Annotated in this window: 18 protein-coding genes; 9 read left to right on the forward strand and 9 right to left on the reverse strand. The window is 28.4% G+C overall.

Going from position 1 to position 25,300, the window contains the following annotated elements; genetic code table 11:
- The 4 genes from BM119_RS02130 to BM119_RS02145 form a co-directional block, all read left to right on the forward strand.
- On the forward strand, window positions 1–173 hold a 173-nt coding region (locus BM119_RS02130), incomplete at its 5' end, for an integrase core domain-containing protein (RefSeq protein ID WP_143087283.1).
- Between the two features lie 537 nt (window positions 174–710).
- Entirely contained in the window at window positions 711–926 is a 216-nt protein-coding gene (locus BM119_RS02135) for a helix-turn-helix transcriptional regulator (RefSeq protein WP_090038490.1), read from the forward strand.
- Window positions 916–1,215 (forward strand): hypothetical protein, encoded by a 300-nt coding sequence (locus tag BM119_RS02140; protein WP_090038491.1) that lies wholly within the window; start codon window positions 916–918, stop codon window positions 1,213–1,215. Before BM119_RS02135 ends, BM119_RS02140 begins: the two co-directional genes overlap by 11 nt.
- 191 nt (window positions 1,216–1,406) lie before the next feature.
- Window positions 1,407–2,003, forward strand: a complete 597-nt coding sequence (locus BM119_RS02145; protein WP_090038493.1) for a nitroreductase family protein — start codon at window positions 1,407–1,409, stop codon at window positions 2,001–2,003.
- Between the two features lie 220 nt (window positions 2,004–2,223).
- Here BM119_RS02145 and BM119_RS02150 read toward each other — a convergent pair whose 3' ends face one another.
- The 5 genes from BM119_RS02150 to BM119_RS02170 all read right to left on the reverse strand — a co-directional run bounded on the left by BM119_RS02150 (window position 2,224) and on the right by BM119_RS02170 (window position 10,863).
- Complete coding sequence (locus BM119_RS02150; protein ID WP_090038495.1) at window positions 2,224–2,919, reverse strand: hypothetical protein; 696 nt, start codon at window positions 2,917–2,919, stop codon at window positions 2,224–2,226.
- A complete protein-coding gene (locus tag BM119_RS02155; protein ID WP_090038497.1) occupies window positions 2,920–3,249 on the reverse strand; it encodes a PadR family transcriptional regulator in 330 nt (109 codons plus the stop codon).
- Between the two features lie 174 nt (window positions 3,250–3,423).
- Entirely contained in the window at window positions 3,424–5,589 is a 2,166-nt protein-coding gene (locus tag BM119_RS02160; protein WP_090038498.1) for a YhgE/Pip domain-containing protein, read from the reverse strand.
- A 25-nt stretch (window positions 5,590–5,614) separates the two neighbouring features.
- Window positions 5,615–7,774, reverse strand: coding sequence for a YhgE/Pip domain-containing protein (locus BM119_RS02165; protein WP_090038499.1), 2,160 nt, complete (start codon window positions 7,772–7,774; stop codon window positions 5,615–5,617).
- Window positions 7,775–8,448: 674 nt separating this feature from the next.
- Window positions 8,449–10,863 carry an EAL domain-containing protein gene (locus BM119_RS02170; RefSeq protein WP_177199288.1) on the reverse strand — a complete coding sequence of 805 codons (2,415 nt, stop codon included), beginning with the start codon at window positions 10,861–10,863 and terminating at the stop codon, window positions 8,449–8,451.
- Window positions 10,864–11,645: 782 nt separating this feature from the next.
- Between BM119_RS02170 and BM119_RS02175 the strand changes: the two genes are divergently transcribed.
- Window positions 11,646–11,747, forward strand: a complete 102-nt coding sequence (locus BM119_RS02175; RefSeq protein ID WP_090038502.1) for a putative holin-like toxin — start codon at window positions 11,646–11,648, stop codon at window positions 11,745–11,747.
- Window positions 11,748–12,157: 410 nt separating this feature from the next.
- On the opposite strand, the gene BM119_RS02180 is transcribed toward BM119_RS02175, so the two are convergent.
- On the reverse strand, window positions 12,158–13,033 hold the full coding sequence (locus BM119_RS02180) for a YitT family protein (protein WP_242948272.1): 876 nt from the start codon (window positions 13,031–13,033) through the stop codon (window positions 12,158–12,160).
- Between the two features lie 978 nt (window positions 13,034–14,011).
- On the opposite strand from BM119_RS02180, the gene BM119_RS02185 reads away from it, so the two are divergent.
- A complete protein-coding gene (locus BM119_RS02185; RefSeq protein WP_090038504.1) occupies window positions 14,012–16,603 on the forward strand; it encodes an FAD-dependent oxidoreductase in 2,592 nt (863 codons plus the stop codon).
- Between the two features lie 328 nt (window positions 16,604–16,931).
- Entirely contained in the window at window positions 16,932–18,107 is a 1,176-nt protein-coding gene (locus tag BM119_RS02190) for an SAM-dependent methyltransferase (protein WP_090038506.1), read from the forward strand.
- A 201-nt stretch (window positions 18,108–18,308) separates the two neighbouring features.
- On the opposite strand, the gene tdc is transcribed toward BM119_RS02190, so the two are convergent.
- Together tdc and tyrP are read right to left on the reverse strand one after the other, a co-directional pair.
- Window positions 18,309–20,195, reverse strand: a complete 1,887-nt coding sequence (gene tdc / locus BM119_RS02195; protein WP_090038508.1) for a tyrosine decarboxylase — start codon at window positions 20,193–20,195, stop codon at window positions 18,309–18,311.
- Window positions 20,179–21,618 carry a tyrosine-tyramine antiporter gene (gene tyrP / locus BM119_RS02200; protein WP_090038509.1) on the reverse strand — a complete coding sequence of 480 codons (1,440 nt, stop codon included), beginning with the start codon at window positions 21,616–21,618 and terminating at the stop codon, window positions 20,179–20,181. The genes tdc and tyrP overlap by 17 nt, the downstream gene beginning before the upstream one ends.
- 657 nt (window positions 21,619–22,275) lie before the next feature.
- Here tyrP and BM119_RS02205 point away from each other — a divergent pair.
- Entirely contained in the window at window positions 22,276–23,865 is a 1,590-nt protein-coding gene (locus tag BM119_RS02205) for an LTA synthase family protein (RefSeq protein ID WP_177199289.1), read from the forward strand.
- A 279-nt stretch (window positions 23,866–24,144) separates the two neighbouring features.
- Window positions 24,145–24,612, forward strand: a complete 468-nt coding sequence (locus tag BM119_RS02210; protein WP_090038512.1) for a hypothetical protein — start codon at window positions 24,145–24,147, stop codon at window positions 24,610–24,612.
- 97 nt (window positions 24,613–24,709) lie between these two features.
- Here the strand turns inward: BM119_RS02210 and BM119_RS02215 are convergent, their stop codons facing one another.
- Complete coding sequence (locus BM119_RS02215; RefSeq protein WP_090038514.1) at window positions 24,710–25,042, reverse strand: single-stranded DNA-binding protein; 333 nt, start codon at window positions 25,040–25,042, stop codon at window positions 24,710–24,712.
- Window positions 25,043–25,300 lie beyond the last annotated feature (258 nt).

Below are 25,300 nucleotides of genomic sequence, written 5' to 3' on the forward strand. Positions count from 1 at the left end.
AAGCTAAAAAAGGCTTTAATTCTTTTGAAAAAGCAAATAATTTAATATACTTATTTGTATTTCACTATAACTTTATTAGACCACATGGTTCATTAAATAACTGTACTCCAGCAGAAGTTGCTGGCTTCGCTAGCGATAGCTCAGATAAAAACTCTTGGTTTTCAGCGGCTTAATATAAAATTAATATCTTTGATTAACCTGCAAAAATTACGTTTATTGCAGGTTTGTTTACCATACAATAAACTATCCAAACTTATATAATTTTCAAAGAACGAGCAATTCTATGAAATATTAAGCTATTTTTTCATATCAGCTTAACAGATTCAGTTCACATTCAAGATATTTAATTAACATATGTTTTATCTACATACCTTATATATCGTTCATAAAAATTTTTTTTGTACTATTAATGATTCTTTTATGTAAAATTTTAAAAGTTTTTTTAAAATTACTCAAATTATCAAAAACAAGTTCATTATTCAATTATATTATTTGGAATTATTATACCATAAATGTAATTAATTTAAATGTATTTTCAATACTTAAATTTATTTTTCATCTCATAACTACCATCTAAATGAAAACTCGTTCTATAATTATCATTAATAGTATATATAATTTATTTTATACCTTTTGTCATATATATTTGACATAAGGTAACGTTAATGATACTATACCTATATTGGTAATTAATCACAGGGAGTGATGTAATGGGAAAAAATCTTAGACTTAAATCTGCTAGAGCTGCTTTAGATATGTCTCAAAAGGATATAGCTGAAGCTATTGGTGTAACAAGACAAACGATTAACGCCATAGAAAATGGAGATTATAATCCAACAATAAAACTATGTATATCAATTTGTAGGGTTTTAGGTAAAACTCTTGATGAAATATTTTGGGAGGATGATTTAAATAATGAGAAATAATTATGATGAAATGCAAGAACAAATGAGAAATAAAATTGGTAATGAGACTTTTTCACTTATTGCACCAAAACAAAATATACCATTAAACTTGGGTAAAGATATTGTAATTATGCTATTAAGCATGTCTGTTGTAACAATCATTGCACACTTTTTCGAAAACAAAGAAACCTCAGCACCAGTAGACAACAATATGGGATTAATCCTCAATGTTCTAAGCATTGGTGTTTTCATAATTCTAGCCATTATTAGTATTGTAAAGAATATATATGATAATAAACACATTAACTAAACCACAATTAAATCATTTAGAAAGTATTATGAATGCAATGATTTCAAAAGAGAACAACAACTCAATACTTTTTTCATTTCATAGATATCAGTGTTTCAAAAAATTTATTAGAATAAAGAAGACTAACATGATAAGATATTAACATACATGTTTATAATAGAAAATTTATATTAAGTAAAGGAGATTTATATATGGAAACTATTGATGCTATTACTAAAAGAAGAAGTATAAGAAAATTTATTGATAAGGAAATTCCAATAGAAATAGTGGAGAAAATATTGGATTCGGCAATTAAAGCTCCATCTCCAAAGAATAGACAGCCATGGAAATTTATTGTTATTACAAATAAAGATAAATCTTCTATGATAGAGGCAATGCAAACAGGTATTGAAAATGAAAAAAAACTTGAAGGACTTTTGCCAAATAGTTTAAGATTCATTTCTGGTGCAGAATATACTATGAAAATAATGAAACAAGCTCCAATCACCATATTGATATTTAATACACAAGAAAATTATTTATGGGATGAACAGAGCATTGAAAGTAAATTTTTTAATACAGCTAATATCCAATCTATTGGTGCATCTATAGAAAATATGTTATTAACAGCAACTGATTTAGGTATAGGAAGCTTGTGGATTTGTGATATATTTTTTGCATATCGTGAAATCTGTCAATGGCTGGGAGAAAAACAACAATTAATAGCGGCTATATCATTGGGATATGCTGATGAAAGCCCGCACCCTAGACCTAGAAAAAAGTTTAATGATATTGTTGAGTGGAGATAATACTCGAACATTATAATCTTGTAGCTCTACTAGGTTGAGAACACATAACTTACTTGAATGATATAATTTTAATGTTAGAACTCCTGTTGAGTCAAGGCCACCTGTAAAACAGGTGGCTTGCTTTAGCCCTATAAGGGCATATTACTTAGCAAGTAATACTTTATTTACAACTACATTGGCGATTTAAAGGATAGAAATTTTTTTAATTTGTTACTTGTAACTAATCTAAGCCTTTACTTGCTACCTTATCTATATTTTTATTATTAAGAAACCACACCACGCCAAAAGCCGTTGCAAAAAAAGCTAATGGGTACAAGCAATTTATTGAAAACAAAATAGTTTTATCAAATTTAATTCTCATAATTACAGCAAGGACCCATATAAAAATACCTGAAATCAATATGAAAATCTTATCTTTACTCATTTTAGGTTTTGTTAATTCAAAAGACTTTTTTGTTGTATACCAGTAAATATAGAACGCAGCTACCGTTGCAATAGAAGTTGCTCCAATGAACCCCAAGGTTATTGGCATAGTAAATGATCCTGATTTAAATATATTAATAATTGTTGATGAAAAGAAAATTTCATATAAATACAATATTCCAATTCCCCCAATAATAATATATGCTTTTTCTAAAATTTTTTCATATAAAGTTTTTTCTCTTGCATTTTTAATAAGTTCATTGCAAAACTCTTTATAACCACAACCTATAGCATTCTTAAAGTCTTCTCCACGCAGCTGATATTCTAAAGCCATACTAATTAAATCTCTTTGTATAACCTCAATATCATATTCCTTTAAGTTTGATGAATATAAATAAAGTATCATATCAGTTAAAACAATTTTATTATAATCATTTAGTTGTTTTTCCATAATATTATTTTCTTTTTTTAAAACTTTCAACTTATTAGCCATCTATATTTCCCCCAACCTTAAAATTTTATTTACTGATTTAGAAACACTATTCCAATACATTTCAAATGAATTTAATGTTTCTACCCCTTCATCTGTTATAAAATAGTATTTTCTACTAGGACCTAATGGAGAAGGTCTAAACTCTGAATAAATTAAATTTTTCTTTTCGAGTCTAACTAGTAAGGGATAAATTGTTCCTTCTCTAACATCTTCAAAACCATAAACCGCAAGTTTTTCCATGATTTCATAGCCATAGGTTACTTCTAAACTAATTATTTTTAAAATACAGCCCTCTAACGTTCCCCTCATAAGTTGTGACTTATCAAACATATCCTCACCTACCCTGTGCCACATAGTAGCTATCTACATTGTAGTACCGAGTAGACAATTTGTCAATAATTTACTCAAAAAATAAAAAACAGACATAATCATCTCTGATCATATCTGCCTCTCATTAAACTTACCAAACTTGTAACTTGTCACTAATTAAAGCTTTCAATTAGTTTAAAGTCCTGATTCCCTAAACTTATGATCCATAGCATGTGATAACTTATGAATTGGTCTCTTTAAAACAACTAGAACTAAAAATCCCACTGCAAAAATACCTAATGCATATAAATTATCATTAACACTTTCCCATATAGGGCCTGCTATTGCTTCTCTGAATCCATTTATTGCATAAGTAAACGGCCATAAAAATTGCATTTTTCCAAAAATCTCTGGGTTAGTTTGTATTGGATATATACCACCTGCTCCGGCTATTTGGAAAACCATTATTATTACTGCTATTGCTTTTCCTACATTACCAAACATAGCAACTAAAGTGTATATCATAATTGTAAAAGTAATTGCTGTAACCACCGTGAATCCTAACATAAGTGGCAAGTCTGCAGCATTTACCCCTAATATATATACATCTCCTAAAGTAACAATGGTACCTTGTATTATTACTATCGTTAAGAACAATAACATTTTACCAAAGTGTTCTTGCCATAAATTTATTTTCTCTTTTTCCTTAAACTCTTCTTCACATTCTACTGCTAATAGCGCACAAGATAACAATGCACCAACCCAAATTGCAAGTACTGTATAGAATGGTGTTAACCCAACTCCAAATATTCCTGCATCATAAACCTCTTCTTCAATTAACTGAATAGGAGAAGATATAAATGAAGCCATTTCCTCTGGATCTTTTTCCATTATATCTAGTATGTCATTTAAGTTTTCTTCTGTTAAATCTTTTGTCTTATCTGTTAACTTGTCCAAATCTTCTTGGAATGTTGTAAGTTTCTCATTTAATCTATTACCTTCATCAATAGCCACTGTACTAGTTGCCACTCCAAACTTAGATAAAGCATTAAGCTGAGGTACTATAACCTTTATACTATCTAGAACTCCATCTGCATTAGTTAATCCTGTAGTAAGTCCATTACCAACACTATTAAGTGTAGGTATAACCCCTGAATAAAAAGCATTTGAAGCACTAACAACCTGTGTTGAGATTTCATTACTTGTCTTAGATAATATATCCAACATCTCATTTATATGTTCCTTAGTTGCCGTTCCATTTTCTACTGAAGAACTTATATTTCCTGCATTAGTTCTTCCACTTTCTATAGTTTCTTTTAGATGTCTTAATGTATCTACAAATTCGGAAATACTTCCACTAGCTTTTAAATCATTAAGACCTTCTAATACCTTCATACTTGTATCTATTATATCATCCATTGTGCCAAGTAGTTTATCTATAGTGTTGGCATCCTTTATTATTTGTGCTGAATCCCCAGCTACATTGTTTAATTCTTTTAACTCTGTTATTAAAGCTTGAACCTTTTTGTTTGTTGTTTGAATCTGCATTATGTCATTATTCAAATTTCCTGATAAAGAATTCACCGTTTGTTGTGTTGACATAATAAGGTTCTTACTTGTATTGGTTGCTTTTTGAAGAGTATTTATTTGATCTGTTAAAACAGGCAAGTCATTTTGTACTTTTCTCAAATAATCCTGTAAACTTGCCGAATTACCATTTGCATCATTTATATGGTTTTTAACCTTTTCTAACTCATCAATGGAGCCTGTTAAAATATCATTTAACTGTAATACCTGTGGTTTATGAGTTTGTATTTCTCCACCTACTGTATTTAGTTTTTCAAAGGCTTTCTCATTTACAGTCTCTACAAAGTTAGCTTTTATTTCTCTTGCTACACTTTCTTTAGCTGCATTTGTAATTTTTGTAGCTATTGCATTAGCCTTTTCATTTACTTTATATATTATGTTTGGCTTTTGTGGATCTGTACCTGCCAAACTTGTTAATCCTCTTGTAAAGCCTGCTGGTATTTCTATCATGGCATAATATTTACCTTCATTTAATCCATTATTGGCCTGCCATTCATCTTCAAATACCCAGCCCATCTTATCATTGTCCTTAAGCGAATCTACTACTTCATCTCCAACATTAATGAAATTTCCATTAAACATTGCACCTTCATCATTATTAACTACTGCAACTGGTAAGTTACCAGTATTTGAATACGGATCCCAACATGCTTTTATGTTAATCCATGCATACAGTGAAGGAAGAATGCATAATCCTGTAACTATGAATAATGCTACTGGACTTTTTGCTATATTTCTTAAATCATTTCGAAAAACCTTAAAAACTTTTCTCATGCCATTGCCTCCTCATCTAGTAACATTATTCTGAAATTCCTGATTCTTTAAACTTAGCTTCAAATTTACTTACTTTATGATGTAATGGAGATTTTAGGAAGTATCCTATTACTATAAAGATACCTGCCACCAAACCCAATACTATAAAATCTAATGCTACGCTTGATACAAGCGGTCCCGCTATGGCTTCTCTAAATCCTCCAACCGCATAAGTGAATGGAAAGAATGGTTGAAGCACTCTAAAGAACATAGGATCGACTTGTATAGGATAAGTTCCACCACTTCCTGCAAGTTGTATAATCATTAATACAATAGCTATAGCTTTACCTACATTACCAAGCAATGCTACACATGTGTATATTATTATTGAGAAAGTAAATGAGGTCATTAAAGCAAATAATATCATTAGCAAAGTATTTACTGTATACACACCTAAAAGAGCCTTGTTTCCTATAGAAACCACAAGTCCTTGTACTAATGCCAATGTAACAAATGTAATCATCTTACCAAAATATTTTTGCCTTATTGTTATATCTTCGCTACCTTCAAAATCTACAACATCTGTTCTCAAAACAGCAGTTAACATTAATCCACCAACCCAAAGAGCAAGTACAGTATAAACTGGTGTCATTGCTGAACCATAATTAGGTATTGAAAATATAGGTTGTTCTTTTAGATTAAATGGATCTGATATAAAATCTCCCATAAACTCAGGATTACTTTGAAGTATTGATATTATTTTTACTAAATCCTTATTATCTACAGTCTTTAATTCATCACTCATTTTACTTACTATATCTTCATATTCAGTTAATCTGTCATATAACTTTTGAGATATATCTGCTGCTAACTCAGTTCCTTCTGCCCCTGAACCTAATAGTGTATCTATTTGGCCAGCTAAGCCTTGTGATAAATCAACAAGTGTTGAAGCATCATCTGTTGCTTTTATGAGACTATTAGCTATGTCATTTAACTGTGGTCTAGCTTGTGAATTATAATCATTTATTTCAGTTGTTATATCATTATGAATCTTACTCATATTATTACTAATTGTATTTACTAATTCCTGATTAACTTGATTAGTATTTCCCACTTGTTTTTGTAATTTATCTAAGTTATTTTTTTGTTCAGTTAAATTTCCTCTTATATCCTTTAAACTAACTATCATTTGAGATACAGTTGCATTAGGATGAAAATCATTAACATCTCCTAAAAACACTATTAATGTACTAATACGACTATTAACTGCATCAATCTCAGTACTTATCTTAGATAATATAGCATTTGTATCTACAGTAGTATTTTCACTACCTGCTATAGATAATTGTTTTAATAAAGCTTGTATACGTTCTGTAGAACCTTGAGCTTGTTTCAAATTAAAATCCGCATCGTCAAAAGCACTGCTTAAAGTACTTTGTGTATTCGTTAAAAAGCTTTTTGTATTTTGTTTATTTCCACCTATTGTATTAATACCATTAATTACATCTGGCATAGTAGTCTTAAGTTCAGATAAATACTTAGATAAATTAGCTGAATTACTATTAACATTTCTTAATACAGCAAGTATAAGATCCATATTTTGATCTACTTTTATTATGGAATCCTTAAGGCTTATTATCTTCTTTTCTTTATCTTGTAAATCTTCTCCCATCTCATTAAAAGAATCAAATACAGTTTCATTAACTGTTGAAATAAAATTAGCCGTTATCTCATCAACCAAAGTAGTTTTAGCTGCCCCTGCAATTTTAGCCGCTACTGGATTAGCCTTAGTATCTACTTTATATGTTATTTCTGGCTTTTTAGGGTTGTCCGTTACTAAACTTGTTAAATCTTCTGAGAAATCCTCTGGAATCTCTATCATAGCATAATATGTTCCATCAACAACTCCTAATTCCGCTTCTTTAGAATCAACAAATTTCCACCCAACTTTGTCATTATTTTTTAATTCCTCTATAACATCATTACCTATGTTTAATTCCTCATCATTAAAAGTTGTTCCTTTATCATTATTGGCCACTGCTATTGGAATAGTGCCTGTATTTTCATAGGGATCCCAACACGCCTTTATATTTACCCATGCATAAAGAGAGGGGATAACACATATTCCAACAACTATTATCATAGCTACAGGATTCTTTATTATACTTTTCATGTCCCTCTTAAATACTCTTAAAGCATTTTTCATTGGTTGTCTCCTCCTTATATTAAGTTCAAAATTACAAAACCAAGTTATTGTTTCTTTACTGACCGGTTAGTACAAACCTCATTTAACTATAATATCAAAATAATAGCCATTTATAAATATAATTTTTCATTTATTTATAAATTCTTCACACTCTAATTTTTTACACTATTAATACTGTATACATTCTCACACCTTTATATTTAAAATATTACAAAAATTAACTTCGAAATTTAAGTATAAAATCAACTCCATTTTCCAATCAATATAAAACAAATTTCCCATATTCATATGTACAAATAATACCATAGTAATTATATCATTGAATTACCTTAGATTACACCCAAAGTAAGACTTTTTTAATGAATTACTTTGTTATTTCACTAAATATTCAGTCTATTTTGCACAATTTTCTCCTTTAAAACCTATATTGCCATTACTCATTGCTACTGACTTGTTATTTTTTAATGTACCTTACTCTAAATTATATTTTTCACTCTATAAACTCCAACTTGTGATTTTTAACTTATTAATAGTATAAATATCTATCAAAAAATCCAAATGGGTTGTCTCATTTTTAAGACAACCCTATTAATTAATATTAGATATATGAAAGAAAATAACAAGTCAAAGATGTCATGTATTTTTTGAATGTTCCTTAAGTTATAAATGAATATCTAGTCTTTTAATACCTTATCAATTCTTTCAACTAATAATTTAGCATCTATTTCTGGTAGTGGTCTTGAAAGCAAATATCCCTGCATACAGTCAATTCCCATTCCATTAAGTATATCCTTTTGTTTCTTAGTTTCAACACCTTCAGCAATAATGGGAAGATTTAAAGAATTTGCTGAATCACTTATTAACTTTATAAGTTTTACATAATCATCTCTTTCATCAATGCCTTTTATAAAGCTTCTATCTATTTTTATAAGAGATAATGGTAATTTTAACAAATAACTAAAGGAAGAATATCCTGTTCCAAAATCGTCTAGATACACCTTTATGCCTAAACTTCTTATTTCCAAAATCTTTTTTATGCTTTCTTCCATATTATTTAATAATAGCATTTCAGTTATTTCAACAGCTAAACAATTTGCATCAACGCCAATATCCTTCATAATATCCTTGATCCTTTCAACAAAGTCTTCACTCATTATTTGTTTAGGTGATATATTTACTGATATTATTAATTTTTCTTTTCTCTTATAATTTATTTGTTTTGCAAATAAGAATGCCTCTCTCATTATACAGTCCCCTATTGTATTAATAAGATCACTTTTTTCCATTATATTTATAATATCTATAACAGGAACTTTTTTATATTTTTCATTTTTCCATCTGAACAATGCCTCGAATCCAACTAATTTTTCTTCTTTACCATACTGAGGCTGATAATGAACAGATATCTCTTTATTATTAATCGCACCATGTAAATCTTTTTCAATATCTATATATCTTAACCTCTCTAATTCCATTCCATCTTCATAGAATGCATATGTTCTTTTCCCTTTCATTTTAGCTTTATACATTGCCATATCAGCTTTTCTAAGCAATCCCTCTAAATCCCTATCATTTTTAGTTGCTATTCCTATGCCCATACTCCCTGATACATAACATTTACACCCTTCACTCTCAATATAGGTGTTAAGAAAATTCTTAAGCCTTTCTACCCTGTTTAAAATATCACTGTAATCCTTAATGTTTTCAAATACAACAATGAATTCATCCCCTGCAAACCTAGCTACAAACGCATCATTAGATCCTTTTCTAAGCTGTTCAGCTACAGCTACTAAAGCTTTGTCACCAAAATGATGTCCACAAGAATCATTAATTTTTTTAAATCCATCTATATCTATAAGAATTAAAGCTATACTAGACTTGTTATTCTTCAATTTATTGTTCATATATTCATAAAGACTTCTTCTATTGTCTAATCCTGTAAGGTAGTCTGTGTACCCATATCTTTTTATTAGATTTTGTTTTTTTCTAACTTCTGTAATATCTCTAGCTACACCCACTATGCCCATTACTTTATCTGAAATATCAACCACAGGGGTTTTAGTTATTTCCAGAATCCTTTCCTCACCATTTAAATTGACTATAGGTTTTTCAAATGTTAATTGTCCTCTTTTTTCTATTACCTCAACATCTTCTCTTTCAAACTCCTTTATTTGCTCTTTATTCCACACCTCTTTAAAATGTTTTCCAATCAATTCTTCAACACTCATATTCCTACAATCTGCAAATTTAGAGTTAGCGTTAACATATATATTATTTCTATCCTTTAGCCATGCCTCAAAAGGCATATTTTCTAATAAAATTTGCACCTTTGCATCTTTATTTTTAAGTTCTGTAATATCACGTGCTACTCCTATTGTTCCTACAACTTCTCCTTCATTATTTGTAACAGGAGCTTTATAAATATTAAATTGTCTATATCCTTTTTTTCCTTCTATAATTTCATCAAACATTATTTGTTTTTTCTTATTCATTACGACAAGATCAAACTCTCTACATCTTTCACCTATCTTTCCATCCCAAACATAATAATCTCCTCTACCTCTTATTTCATCCATAGTTTTACCACTATGCTCCATAAAGGCATTATTGACCTGTATATAATTACTGTCTTTATCCTTTAACCACGACATAAATGGAATATTATTTAGAAGAGTGTCAAACAAAGTTATTTCCTCATTTAACTTCTGAGTTGTATTGTAAAATTTAATTGCATTTTTTATACGTACCTCTATTTGCTTACAGCTACATTGTTTAGTTATAAAATCATATGCTCCAAATTCAATATATTTATCAATTAATTTTTCAAAGCTACTTTCTAAAACTACTATAACTGGTATTTCACCTATAAGTGTATTACTTTTTAACTTTTTTAATATATCTATGCCTTCATCTTCTTTAAATTTATGATATAAAAGTATAAGATTTATATCCGCTATTTCAATATTTTTTAAATTATTATCTATAAAATTAAAAATCCTATATTCATTTTTCCTGATTTTTTTAATAAAAAATTCTTCGTCATCCAATTTTTTATTAGTTATTATTAGTATATTTTTATTATTACTCATTAGTATTTCCCCCATAGGTAACAAACTCTATAAACAACATTTTACTAGTCCATATCAGTATCGATTATACTTTTAGAACTCTTTACCTCTTACTTTCATAAATTATCCACAACTTCCTTTAGAAAACTATTACATATTCTAATATAAAAACTTTTCAATGAAATTAAAAATGAAGATTAGTTATATATCAAAAATGGATTAAAGTTTATATCTTCTAAAAATTCCTTCCTATTATATATATGTCATTTATGTTAATCTTTAAATGTTTACTTTGTAATTTATTAGGTATTACTTTCATCACATTTAAGATAAATTTTGACTTCAAATTTATCTTAAAATTTTTCTTGTTCTAAATAAGTATTTTAATACTATTCCAAACAGTTCCTTCTTAATTATGATTCTTTATTTCATGTGACAATGCGTTATTTTCAACAACAATATTATTATTTATGTACTTATTATGAATTTTATTTTTATTGGGCATAAAACTCATTGTGCAAAGAATATATATATTTAAAGGAAGAACTCCACTTATTCATGCTTATATATACTCCAAGCATGTTTTATCCGATGATATCAGCTCCAAGGCTCTAATACTCCAATTTTAAACTTGAGAATAAGAGCCATCACAACCATGAATAAGTTCTTCTAAGAACAACTTGATGAGTTCTCATTATTGTAGTATTAATATTTATTTTATGGTATAATTTGTAAATACAATTTAATATAGTTGCTTGTGGGCTACTGGTGTCTCTTACCTTTTATTAAGGGAGGTGACACAAGTGAGTGACAATAGTTTAATGATATTATTTCAAGCTGGCATGTTTTTACTAGCACTACTAACTTTTATAGTGCTGCTTATAGATAAAATGTCAAAAAAATAGTAGCCCCGACTGCAAATGGAAGCTACTATTTTTATTAACTATATAATTATAGTGATGCACCAGCTGCCTAAGCAACTAGAATTATTGTATATGATAGGGTGTTAGTAGCACCCTATCTTTTATTTTTTGCACTTTACTCTTATATTATATCAAACAAAACAGGAAAATAAACCTCAAGCTCTTTTTATTTTCCTATTTTTACCATATAAATGTATTTTTGTCTTTTTAACTTACTCCTTTTTATTTATATGACTGTCTTTCATATTTTATAACCAAAAATATATTTTCCAAATATCTATTAATAATTACTCACTATATATTTATATGTCCAATTTTAAAAAATTGATACATTAACTTTTTTTGATTTTACTAATCCACTTAAATTATTCATATATAGAACTCATCTTTATTTATAATGATTTAGTTCTAAAGCCATTTCCCTCAACCTCTGAAACATCCATTATAGACATAAGGACTTTACTATCTATCTTCTCTATTAAAGCTTTTGTTCTAACAATCTCTCTTATAGAAACAACACAATAAAGAATTTTCTTTTCATCTCTTGTATAAGCACCTTCCCCGTGGAAAATGGTTACCCCTCTACCTATTTTCATCATAATTGCTTCTGCAATTTCATTATGCCTATCTGTTACAATAAATATTGCTTTCTTTTTATCGACACCAACTATAACCTTCTGCATTACAACAGATCTAACATACATTAAAACAAGTGTGTATAAAGCTAACTTTATATCATTAACAAATGTACCTATAACAACAACAATTATGTTTATAATTAAATCTATTTTAGCTATATCTATTCCACTAGATTTTTTAAGAACTACAGATATTATATCTGTACCTCCTTGGGATGCTCTGTTTTTAAAAACTAACCCAACTCCAGCACCATATAATACGCCACCAACTAAAGTACAAAGTAAAACATCATCTAAATAGAAAATTTGGCTCACGTTTTTAGTTAACATTAAGAATATTGAAAGAGCCATCATACCTAAGAAACTGAACAATATAAACTCTTTGTCTACTTTTTTGCATCCTACCATAAATATTGGTACATTAATAAGCAATACTATTATACCTGAGTTTATACCTGTCAAATACTGAATTATAAGAGCTATACCTGAAACTCCCCCACTTAATAATTTATGTGGTACTACAAATGTATTAATTGCTATAGAACATATAAAACTTCCCAAAAGAACATAAAAAATCCTTAAGCATATTTCTTTTTTTGAACCCATATTATCGGCTTTATTAACATTCATTTCTTATACCTCTTCTTTTTAAAAGGGTTTAATCTTAATACCCTTCTTTTATTAATCAATAGTTAGAATTATTTGTATATTGACATTTTTTAATTAATATGCACATTAAATTTAACGACCAAACAGTCATTTTCCATATGTAAGGGTAAAACATTAAGATTAAATTGTCAACTTTAATTAAGGGTCCTTTAATGTAAATTTACAATTATTATACCCTTTTTCATCATTTTCTATTAAAATTCTCTAAATTATTCTAGTTTTCATTTTAATTAAAAAATATTTTTTTATTTAATATTTATAATCGTAATTTAATCATAAATATGTAGAAGTTTTTCATGTGCCTTATTAATTTTTTATAAGGCACATGAAATAAAATAACAAGTCAAAGATGCCATGTATATTTTGTGTCAGAAAAGGAAGTGATATTAGTTCATAGCATAGACTATGGGCTGATATCGCTGACGAAGTATGACACAAAATAGACTAGCATACTGACTTGTTATTTTTTTGAATGTGCCTAAATGTATGTTATATGATATTTTACTACCTTGACTATTTTTCAGAATATTATATAATATATTTATAGATAATAATTATTAACTAAAATTGATTTAACTTGCTAGTATTTATTTAATTAATATAAAGTCTGTTAATTAACAAACTAAGTTAATTTCAATTGGTACAAGCTATTAATTAATTCTGCCTGATGGATGTTTCTTTAAAAACTATACTTTTTTAGGGTGTATTTGAATATGTATAGCTTATGTGCTTAAAGTAAATTTTAATTAATGTACATATCCAAATACGCGTCTACTACTGTTAGTTTATATTAGAGACAAGTTTCAAGTTTTAGGAATAAAAAATGGAAGTAATGAATGTTTTTCTTCAATTTGTTTAGAAAAATGTTAATCATATTTAGTGCAAATTTATATAACTTAAAAGACGACAATTAAAATTTATATAAAGGGGTTGTTATTAATGAAATCATTAGAAATTAAAAAAGACATTTATTGGGTTGGTGCATTGGATCCTAATTTAAGAATTTTTGATATTATAATGTACACACCTTATGGTACAACTTATAATTCATATGTTGTTAAAGGTAGTGAAAAAACTGCTGTATTTGAAACTGTAAAAGCTGAATTTTTTGATGAGTATATTGAAAGATTAAAAACTCTTGATATAGATATCAATAAAATTGATTATATAATTGTAGATCATACTGAGCCAGATCATGCAGGTTCTGTGTCAAAGCTTCTTGAATTATCTCCTAAAGCAAAAATTGTTGGCTCTGAAACAGCAATTGAATTTATGAAAGATATAATGAATAAAGACTTTAGTTATATAACTGTGGGTGATGGAGACACTTTAAGTCTTGGAAACAAAACTTTGAAATTCATTTCTGCTCCACTACTACATTGGCCTGATTCTATGTATACTTATGTTCCTGAAGATAACATGTTATTTACTTGTGATTCTTTTGGTTCTCACTATAGTTCTAAAAATGTATTTAATGATTTAATAGAAAATAGAGAACATTACATGGATGCTTTAAAGTATTATTTTGATTGTATAATGGGACCTTTTAAACCTTATGTTTTAAAAGCAATAGATAAAATAAAAGATCTTAAGATAGATGTAATATGCCCTGGTCATGGCCCTGTACTAAGAGAAAATCCTTGGGAAATAGTAGATATTTATAAAAATTGGAGTACTCCTGAATCTTCTAGTGAAAAAGATAAGGTAACAATTTCTTATGTTTCTGCTTATGGCTATACTAAAGAAATTGCAAATGAGATTGCTAAAGGTATTAAATCTCAAGGTGACTTTGATATAAAACTTTATGACATTATACACCATGAAATAGATGATATCTTAAAAGATATAAATGAGTCATCAGGTATATTATTTGGTTCTCCAACTATAAATTCAGATTTACTTGAACCTATAAGAGACATCCTTACAAAACTAAATCCCCTAGTGCATGGTGGTAAAGTGGCTGGTGCATTTGGTTCCTTTGGTTGGAGTGGTGAAGCTGTTCCTAATATGGAAAATAGGTTAAAAGAATTAAGAATGGATATGGCTCTTCCAAGTGTTAAAGTTAAATTTAAGCCAAGTGAAGAAGATTTTAAAACAGCATTTAACTATGGTGAAGCTTTTGCTCAAAAACTTCTTTCAAAAAAGACCCCTTCAAACGGAAAACAAATTAAAAATAGGCTTTGGAAATGTGTAGTCTGTGGTGAAATATTTGAAGAATCAGAACCACCTGAAGTATGTATAGTTTGTGGTGCTACAAAAGAATCTTTTGTAGAAGTTAAAAGTGATGATACAGGTTTTAGACTTGAAACAGATGAAAATTTTGTAATACTTGGTAATGGAATTGCTGGATTTAAAGCTGCTTCTAATATAAGACTTAGAAATAAAACGGCTTCTATAACTATGATTTCTAAAGAGAGGGCAAAAACCTATTATAGACCCCAACTTTCTGATATTATAAGTGAAGAAATAGATCCTTCTAAATTCTATGTAGCTCAAGATAATTGGTTTAAAGATAATAATATAAGTGAGATACTTGGAGCTTCTGTGGAAAAAATAGATTCAGAAAACAAAAAATTAATCTTTGATAATAAAGATTCTATCTCTTATGATAAGCTAATATTAGCAAATGGAAGTTATAATTTTATACCACCAACAAAGGTAACAGGGCTTTCTAAAGATCTTACAATAAACTCTAATAATTACTTTGAAGTTTCTGGAGTCCATACAATAAAATATTTAGATGATGTTACTAAGCTTAAAGCGGCTTTAAAAGTTTCTAAAAAAGCTGTAATTATAGGTGGTGGTCTTCTTGGACTTGAAGCTGCTGAGGAAATAAACTCTCTTGGCATAAATACAACTGTTGTTGAATTTTCAAAAAGACTTCTTCCAAGACAATTAGATACTGAAGGATCTAATATATTTAAATCTATAACTGATAAATCTTTGATTAAGATTTTACTTGACTCTTCAGCATCAGAAATTTTAACTAAAAATAACAAAGTATGTGGAATTAAATTAAGCACTGGCGAAATAATTGAAACAGATATTGTTTTATTCTCAGTTGGAATAAGATCTAATATAGATATTGCAAAAGATGCAAATATAGATTGTAATAGAGGAATTCTTGTAAACAGCAAAATGGAAACAAGTATTAAAGATATATATGCTTGTGGTGATGTTTCTGAACTTAACGGAATAGTATTCGGTAACTGGCCTGCAGCAACTGAAATGGGAAGAGTTGCTGGTTCTAATGCAGCAAATGATACTGTAGAATTCCAAGGTTTTGTATCTTCTGTAGTATTTACTGGTCTAAACACTGAAGTGTTCTGTGCTGGAATAATAGATTTTGATGGAGAAGGTTTTAAAACTCTAAGCTTTAAAGGTAATGGAAAATATCAAAAACTATTCTTCAAAAATAATATTCTTGTAGGTGGATTATTAGTTGGTGATGTTTCAAAATCTTCATCAATAATAATATCTATGGAAAACCAAAAAACTTTTGAAGAGATACTTGAATCAGATATAATTTAATTTTTAAATAAAAAAGGTTATGGCTAAAATCATTAAAAATCTATTTTTAGCCATAGCCTTTTTTCATTTCACAAAAATTTAAACTATATTTATCATTTATTATATACATTATTTTTTATGAATACTTTTTCATTTCAATTATCCCTGATTTTCCTTTTTAATGTGGTCTGACCAGTTGCTTTTTTACTATTATACTTTATTTACTTTAAATTGCTCAATTATCATATACCAAATGTTCATTGACCATTTTAAGCTAAATATTTACTATAAGTATATAATTAGCTATTTGGGTTATCATTTATAAAAGGTACTTAAAGGAGATGTAATAATGGAAAAATTATTCTTAAAAAAATTATTGAAAAGTATATTCTCAGACACCTTTGAAGTACAGTTCTGGGATAAAACCACTGAAAAATTCGGTGATGCCGATATAAAATTTAAAATAATAATAAATGAACCTTTATCAAAATGTGATATTTTAAAAGATCCATTCTTAACTTTTGGTGAAGCATATATGAATAATGTTATAGACTTTGAAGGTAATATTAGAGAAATTATAGAGTCTGTTTATAAGAATAAAGATAGCTTCATAAATAAAGCTTCACTTTTTGAAAAATTATATAAAGTTACACCTCATTCTATAAAAAACAGTAAACAAGATATACATTATCACTATGATTTAGGCAATGACTTTTATAAATTATGGTTAGATGAAACCATGATCTATTCTTGTGCCTATTTTAAATCCCCTGAAGACTCCCTATATAAAGCTCAAACAAACAAGGTTGAGCATATTTTAAAAAAGTTAAATTTGCATTCCAAACAAACATTATTAGACATAGGTTGTGGTTGGGGTGAACTTATAATAACTGCTGCCCAAAAATATGGTGTTAAAGCACTTGGAATAACATTAAGTGAAGAGCAATTTAATAAAGTAAATGAGAGAATTAAGGAAAATAACCTTGAGAATCAAGTAGAAGTTAGATTGGTAGATTACAGAGATTTATTAAATACAGGTGAAAAATTTCATAGAATTGTAAGTGTGGGTATGCTGGAACATGTCGGTAGAAAAAATATTCCTATCTATATGAATAATGTAAATAATTTATTAGAAGAAAATGGCGTATCCTTACTTCACTGTATAACTGCCCAAACTGAAAGTGAAGTAAATCAATGGATTAAAAAATATATATTCCCTGGTGGATATATCCCCTCCATTAGAGAACTAGTTTATAATATGCCTGAAAATGGTTTGCATTTAATAGATGTAGAAAGCTTACGCCTACATTACGGAAAAACTTTAGAACATTGGGCTAAAAACTTTGAAAACTCTTTAGATAAAGTTAGTGAAATGGGCTTTGATGATAAATTTATTAGAATGTGGAGATTATACTTAAATTCTTGCGCTGCTTCATTTAATTATGGAGTAATAGATTTACATCAATTTGTATTCACAAAAGGATTAAACAACGAATTACCTATGACAAGAGATTACTTATATTAAACCTATTTATAGATCTTAGAAGTGTTTTTTAGTTTTTATAAATTTATTTTTGAGAGTAAAAAAGTGAATTTTTCAGTAAATTAATACCTATAGAATAAACTCTTATAAAAAAGTGTTTAACCTATAGGTATTTTTTTAGTAATTTAGTTATCTAGTATCCATTATAAAACAATAATCAGATGCTAAATTTAATAGTTTTTACTATCCTAGTATTTTTTCTAATTTTTGTACTATAGCCTCATCCATCTTCTTCATATATTCTTGGAATACTTTATCACAATTTAAAAATGGTGATAATACACAAGCTCTTAAAATAGTTACCTTTTCAACTCTATTCCATTCTTCTCTTGGAATTCCGCATCCTTCAACAAATTTAAGTGGAGAGTCTCCATAATCGCCCAATGTAAAATCAGTATGAGAAGTTAAAAAATTATTTACATATAACGCTTCTTTTACATATGACGCTTCTTCATAGAAGTTATGATTTAAATCATTCATAATCTTTAAATCTTTGTTACCTCTAACATTGAATGTAAAATCAACCATATTAAAATCTGGTTCAACAAGTGGATATACATCAACTATTTTATCTCCAACTTTATATGATTTTTGCATTTCTAACTTATGATAAAGTTTATAGGCTCCTTCATTACCAGCACCTATAAGCTTTCCATACCCAGTTATATTAAGAGGCATTACTTTATGCGCAGTCCAAACTGAGGCTGCTGTTGCTCCTGCCTTTGATCCTTCAAGCATAAAAGCTCCAAGAAGTGATGGTATATCAGCTCCTTTTTCAAATACATAAGTTGCAAAGTATGAAATTGAATCTCTCATTCTTTTATCCTTTACAATTATTCCTCCAGCTGAATATGGTATATATCCCATTTTATGAGGATCAATTGTAATAGTATCTGCTTTTTCCATTGCTTTAAATGCATTGTATACATCTTTTGATGGCCATAAAGTACTCTTATCTAGAATAGCACCATGTTCTATCATCTTATCTTTTAATTGATTCTCTGGAATAAATGAGTAATCCTCATCTAGGAATATAGATCTAGCATATCCACCATAAGCAGCATCTACATGTATATAAAAATTAATTCCATTCTTTGAAAATTCGTCTCTTACTTCTACAATCTTATCAATATGATCTACAGCTCCTTCCTCTGTTGATCCAACAACTCCAACAACCCCTAGTATGGGAATGTTTTTACTTGTGTATTCTTCGATTGTTTTTCTTAATTCATCTATATCCATTCTATAATGATTATCAACCTTTACTGGAACCATAGTATCTACTCCAAGTCCAAGAATATCTCCAGCCTTAAGCCATGAATAATGCTTTGTTTGAGGAATTAACCACTTACCTAGCATTCCTATTTTATCTCCCATACCTCTAGCAGAATGTTCTTTTATTTCATCTAGTTTCTCACCTGCTTTATCCATCAAATCAAGGATCTCAGAAACACTCATATTTAAAAGTTCCCACTCTGATTTTAATTCTACTAGTTCTGGTGTAACTTCTTTCATTGCAAGAGGTATAGATTTAATATTTCTTGCATACCATAATCCTTCATAATTTGCTATTGAGCCATCAGCACAAATATGCCCCCACCCATTATTACTATAACTAACTAATTTGCAAAAATCTTCTCCAACATCTTCTTCCATTTCTGATGTTGCAGGAGATGACTCATAGGCAACATTATTACCATTATATAACATTGCTGCAAAATAACCTAATAAAGCAGGCATCAGTGTTTCTGAATTCATATGTCCTAAAAATCTTGGTGAGTGCCAAGGAACAGATCCTGCTCTTAATTTTGAAGATAATTCAATTAATACTTCCCTAAGTCTATCTTTACTTACTATAAAACTTTCTTTACGTTCATCAGAAACCTTAATTATTGTTTCATCTTCTGGATGAAAATTCTTTCTCCATTCTGCATGATCATTAAATAGTTTTAAAATACTTTCTTCAAAAAACTCTTCATTTTCTGATTTTGGTCCTAAAAACATTGCTTTTAAATTAATATCCTCATTATTTTCTAGGGTATCATTGCTCTTTTCAATATCCTTTTCCATTATTTTCAATCTCCTTTTCACTTGTTTTTTTCCATGATTCCTTCTTAAATGCATATATAATTAATGGTGAAATAAAACATACTAATGTTCCAATTACTTGAAATGCAATATACATAGTATCTCCAGATGAAGGAATCGAACTTGGTGGAATAAAGCTTACAGCAATTGTTATAAATACTCCAAGAAAAGCTAATATACAAGTAATCCACATTCCTACCTTTCCTCCAGGGATAGTGAAAGCTCTATGTACATCTGGTTGCTTATATTTTAAAATTATTTCTGCAAGTATTATAAATATATAAACTATACTATAAAGAATAGTTGTTAATATAAGTACCATAAAAAAACTATTATTTACATCTGGTACTACCACATAAACAATAGCAACTAATGACACCACTACAGCTTGAATAAGTACAAAAGTTATAGGAACATCACGTCTTGTTCTTTTTTGAAATATAGGTGGCAAATTTCCCTCTTCTGCAACCTTTATCATAGATTTTGAAGGACCAAGTACCCATGCACTTAATTGTGCAAGAACTCCTATTGCTATCATTCCTGCAATAATGTTTGTAAGCCATGGTACCCCAAGTTCATTAAAATAAAGCTGAAATGGCTGAGTTATATTTGATAATTCTATCTTATCTCCAGGGATTGCATTTGCTTCTGTAAGCCCTGCAATGAGATTGAATATTATAAGAAGCCCCATTGATAAAAAAACTGATATTGGATAATTTCTCTTTGGATTTTCTATATTATTTGCATGAACTGATGCAATTTCAAGACCTGAAAATATAAAGATTATTCCCGAAAAAAATGATAATTTATCCAATGATGCTAAGCTCGGTATTGCAGTTTGCCCATTAAACTGTCCTAGATAAACATTTCCATGTTTAAATGTCCACCATATACCTAAAACAACTAATGCAATAAATGGAATATAAATTCCAACTACTGCTCCTATACCGCCAACCACTTTCCCCATATCAAACCTAAAATTCAATAGAGTTACAGACCAATAAGAAATTAGTATTACAATGAATATAAAGATATTATTCTGCGCAAGTCTTGGAGATCCTATTGCATAGGCAATCATTACTCCAACTGTTGAACTTACCATAACCATTCCAAAGAACAACTGAACCCATAAGAGCCATGCGGTCACAAACCCCCATCTTTCTCCTAATGCCTCTTTAACCCAAACTTGAGAACCACCTTCTTTAGTCCATCCTGTTGCAAGTTCAGCTGCAATCAGCGAAATAGGTATTGCAAAAAGTACTGCTGCTCCTATCATAAAGAATATTTGCTGCCATCCAACAATAGCTAATGTTGGTACACTTCTAACGCTTCCATAAAAAGCTATACTTATACCTATTAATTGGAATAAGGTAAGCTTTTCATTTTTATTTTTTAAATCGCTCATATTCTTATTCACATCCTTTTCTTTTGTTTTTTTCTTTAACTTAAAGTAAAGTTATACTATTCTTTTAATAACCATCCCCTTATTAAAATATTTTACTTAGTCCCTTTTATAACTTAATCTTATTGTTTGTAATATCTTCTGATTTAATACACTTAATCTAGTCTCTATTAATCTCTACCTATATCAGTAGAATCTAAAAGAGATGATTCCTGTATACAATACAGAAATCATCTCTTAAGTGCATAGTACTCTTTTTTCTTATATGTTAATATATACGTTTTCTTTTAAACTTCATATATTGTCTATTATTGAAATAATTATTAGAAATTACTTCTATTTTGATATATAATAATTATTGGCATATTTTTTCATTAGTGCCTAATTTTAAACATAAGGAGTTTAACCATGGACAAGATCAAAAATACACTTTCTAATTCACTTAATTTGATAAAATACGATATATTGTTTTGGGTTATAACTTTATCATTATTAGTTAAACAACTAGTTTTCATAAAACTATGTGTATGCAACTACTACTCTTGGAAATATATTTTTTCAAATTTTATTCTAAACCCTGAAATACTTATATATCTCTCTTACACTATTATACTTACATCAATTTGTTTTTTATTTTCTAAAAGAGCTAGAGTCTGGTATTTGATTTTATTAGACCTTATTATATCCTTACTTATAATATGGGGATTTTTAAAATTCAGAATGTCTACATCATATTTTTCAGTATTAATATCTTATGGAACTTTACCCCTAAATGTTTTAAAAGACATACTATCCTACTTTCGTGCTAAAGATTTAATACTATTATTTGATATCTTAATTTTATGTCCATTTTTTCTTTTCTTTAACGGAGCTTATAAGACTTGTAAAAAAAGCATTTGTTCATTTCTAATAATGATAATGTTTTGCTCAGGTTATTTAGGTTTTGTATATTTTAAAGTTGATATTAAAGAACATACTAAGTGTGGACAACATCTATATTATAACGATTGGACTGATGTTAACAGAAACTACTCACTTGGAATCATTGGCCATGACTTAGTTAAATGGTTTGGATATGTGAAAGATTCATATCACTTGGAACCCAAAGAAACTGAAGAAATTAATGATGTTTTTAAAGAGAAACATCATAATGATATTGAAGAAAAAAATCAATATTTTGGTATGTTTCAAAGCAAAAATATTATTTTCTTGCAACTTGAATCCTTTGAGCCTTTTGTATTAAATCAAAAAGTTAATGGACAAGAGTTAACCCCTAACTTGAATAAAATTATGAATAATAGTATATATTTTCCCAATATTTATCCAAACAATAATTTTGGGGTAAGTTCTGACTGTGATTTTCTAATAAATACAGGATTATACCCTAGTAGAGTTGGTCAAACTTTTTATGATTTTCCAAGAAATCAATATCCTAATGCTTTACCAAAACTCTTAAAGAGTTATGGTTATTACACCGCTTCCTATCATTGTGACAATGGTTATTCTTGGAACGCTTATGAGAACTTAATTAAATTTGGTTTCGATGAAATAAACGAATCTAGTGACTTCGTTAAAAAAGAACAAATTGGAATGGGTGTTGTAGATCATGAGTTTTTGCCTCAAGTGGCTGAAAAAGTTTCTAAACTTCCTACACCTTTTTTCGCTACTGCTGTGACTGTATCAGGACATTCCCCTTTTTCAATTCCTGATGAACATAAAGAACTTAATCTACCTTCTGACCTAAACAACACTTTAATGGGTGATTTTTTTCAAACAACAAGATATACGGATAAGGCTATTGGCGATTTCATAGAAAATCTTAATAAATTAAATTTGTTAGATAATACTGTTTTATTTATATACGGTGATCATGGTGGAATCCATAAATATCATAAAGATAAAATTAAAGAAATGAGTTGTTCTGAACCTTGGTGGTTTGGACCTGAACAAATTCCATTAATTGTATATAACAAAAATCTTAATGCTGAAATAAATAATACTTTTGGAGGTCAAATAGACTTCTATCCTACTTTAAGTTACTTACTTGGTATAGATAATGACTTTCTTCAATATACCTTAGGAAAAAATCTATTTAATACTGATAAAAATTATGTTAATGTCAACGGAATAATTTATGGAGATAGTAATGAGGATATTCAAAATAATGAAGATCATATATTAAAAATTAATCAATTAATACTTAAAGGTAATTATTTAGAGAACAAAGTGGCTAAGCCACGTTCTAATTGACAATTAAAAATTGAGAATTCACAATTATGGTTGAAAGTCACAGACTTTCTAAATATGAAGTTGAAAATTTGGAGTGAAAAGTTTAAAGTTATTGGTGAAAACCACAAGTTTTCTTAAAAAGATTTTTTTATTTTGGAAATCTTCCTAAGAAGATTTCATCATTCATTTTCAATTGTAAATCTTCAATCCTCAATTTCAACAATCTATTTAACCTTAGATTTTATAAATAGTTCATAGTAAAAAATTTCTATACAACAAAAAAATTTGCAAGGTGATATTATGATTATTAAAAAAAGTTGGTCCATAGATAATAGTAAACTTACTGCATTATATAATCCTATACTAGATTTTAGGCTTATATTTTTAAACAAAAAAATTATCCACCATTCCTTAGGTTTAAGTAACAGAAATATTGACTTAAATCTTAACAATTGTGGATATAATATGATTTTCTGTGAAGATAATATAGTAAAACTACTAGATAAAAATAATCAGGCTGTCTTATCAAAAGAAAAATGTAAAACACCCTTCTATTTTTATGTGTTTTTTATATTAAATTTACTTATTCCTATATTTACCTTTGAATCGCCAAGCCATTGGTATGGCTTCTTTTCAATAACATTAATAGAGAAATATATATTAAATAAAAGTGCAGTTAACAATAAATTGAAATTTATATTATGTCTACTACTTTCCGGATTACTATATTTCTTATTTATAAAGTCATTTATTCCATTAATACATTAAAAGCGTGTGGGTATAAGTAACTTAAGCTAGCCTAGCTACAATAGCATTCGCTAGATAGTTTATTAACACTTATACCCACACGCTTTTTTCATGTGCCTTATGCTTGTTTTTTACCCACATAATCTATTATTTTAAAATCTTCTGCTACCACTTCATACCTGTATTTTCTATTTCCAGCTTCATCTTCATAAGAGGAAGTTCTTAATCTTCCCCCTAATGTTACTAAATTACCTTTTCTTAAATAGTCTCTAACCACTACTGCTCTTCTTCCCCATACACTTACGGGTATAAAATCAGCCTTTCTCTCTCCATCTGCTTCTTTGTAATTTCTGCTTACAGCAAGAATAAATCTTGCCATGCTTTTTTCTTCACTTATTGTTTTAAACTCAGGATCTTTAACTAATCTTCCCACTAATAAAATCTTATTCATCACAAGAGCCTCCTTATTGTATATGAGTTTCGTCTAAATTATATCCATTTTTCCAAAATTAATACATTTAGGAAATGTTTTTAAGAGTATTTCTTTCCAAAAAAATTCACAAGACATGTTTTATTCTTTTCTAAGTTTATTAATTCAAATTCCTTGAAATCCTTTGGAATCCATAGCTTTTTTAAAAACCTCTTAATTGTTAACCTTTTCACTTGTGATTAAAGGATATTTTAAAGATTTTTTTTGTTGATTTCTTAA

This window comes from Clostridium frigidicarnis (genome assembly GCF_900111985.1).
Classification (GTDB): Bacteria; Bacillota; Clostridia; order Clostridiales; family Clostridiaceae; genus Clostridium_Z; species Clostridium_Z frigidicarnis.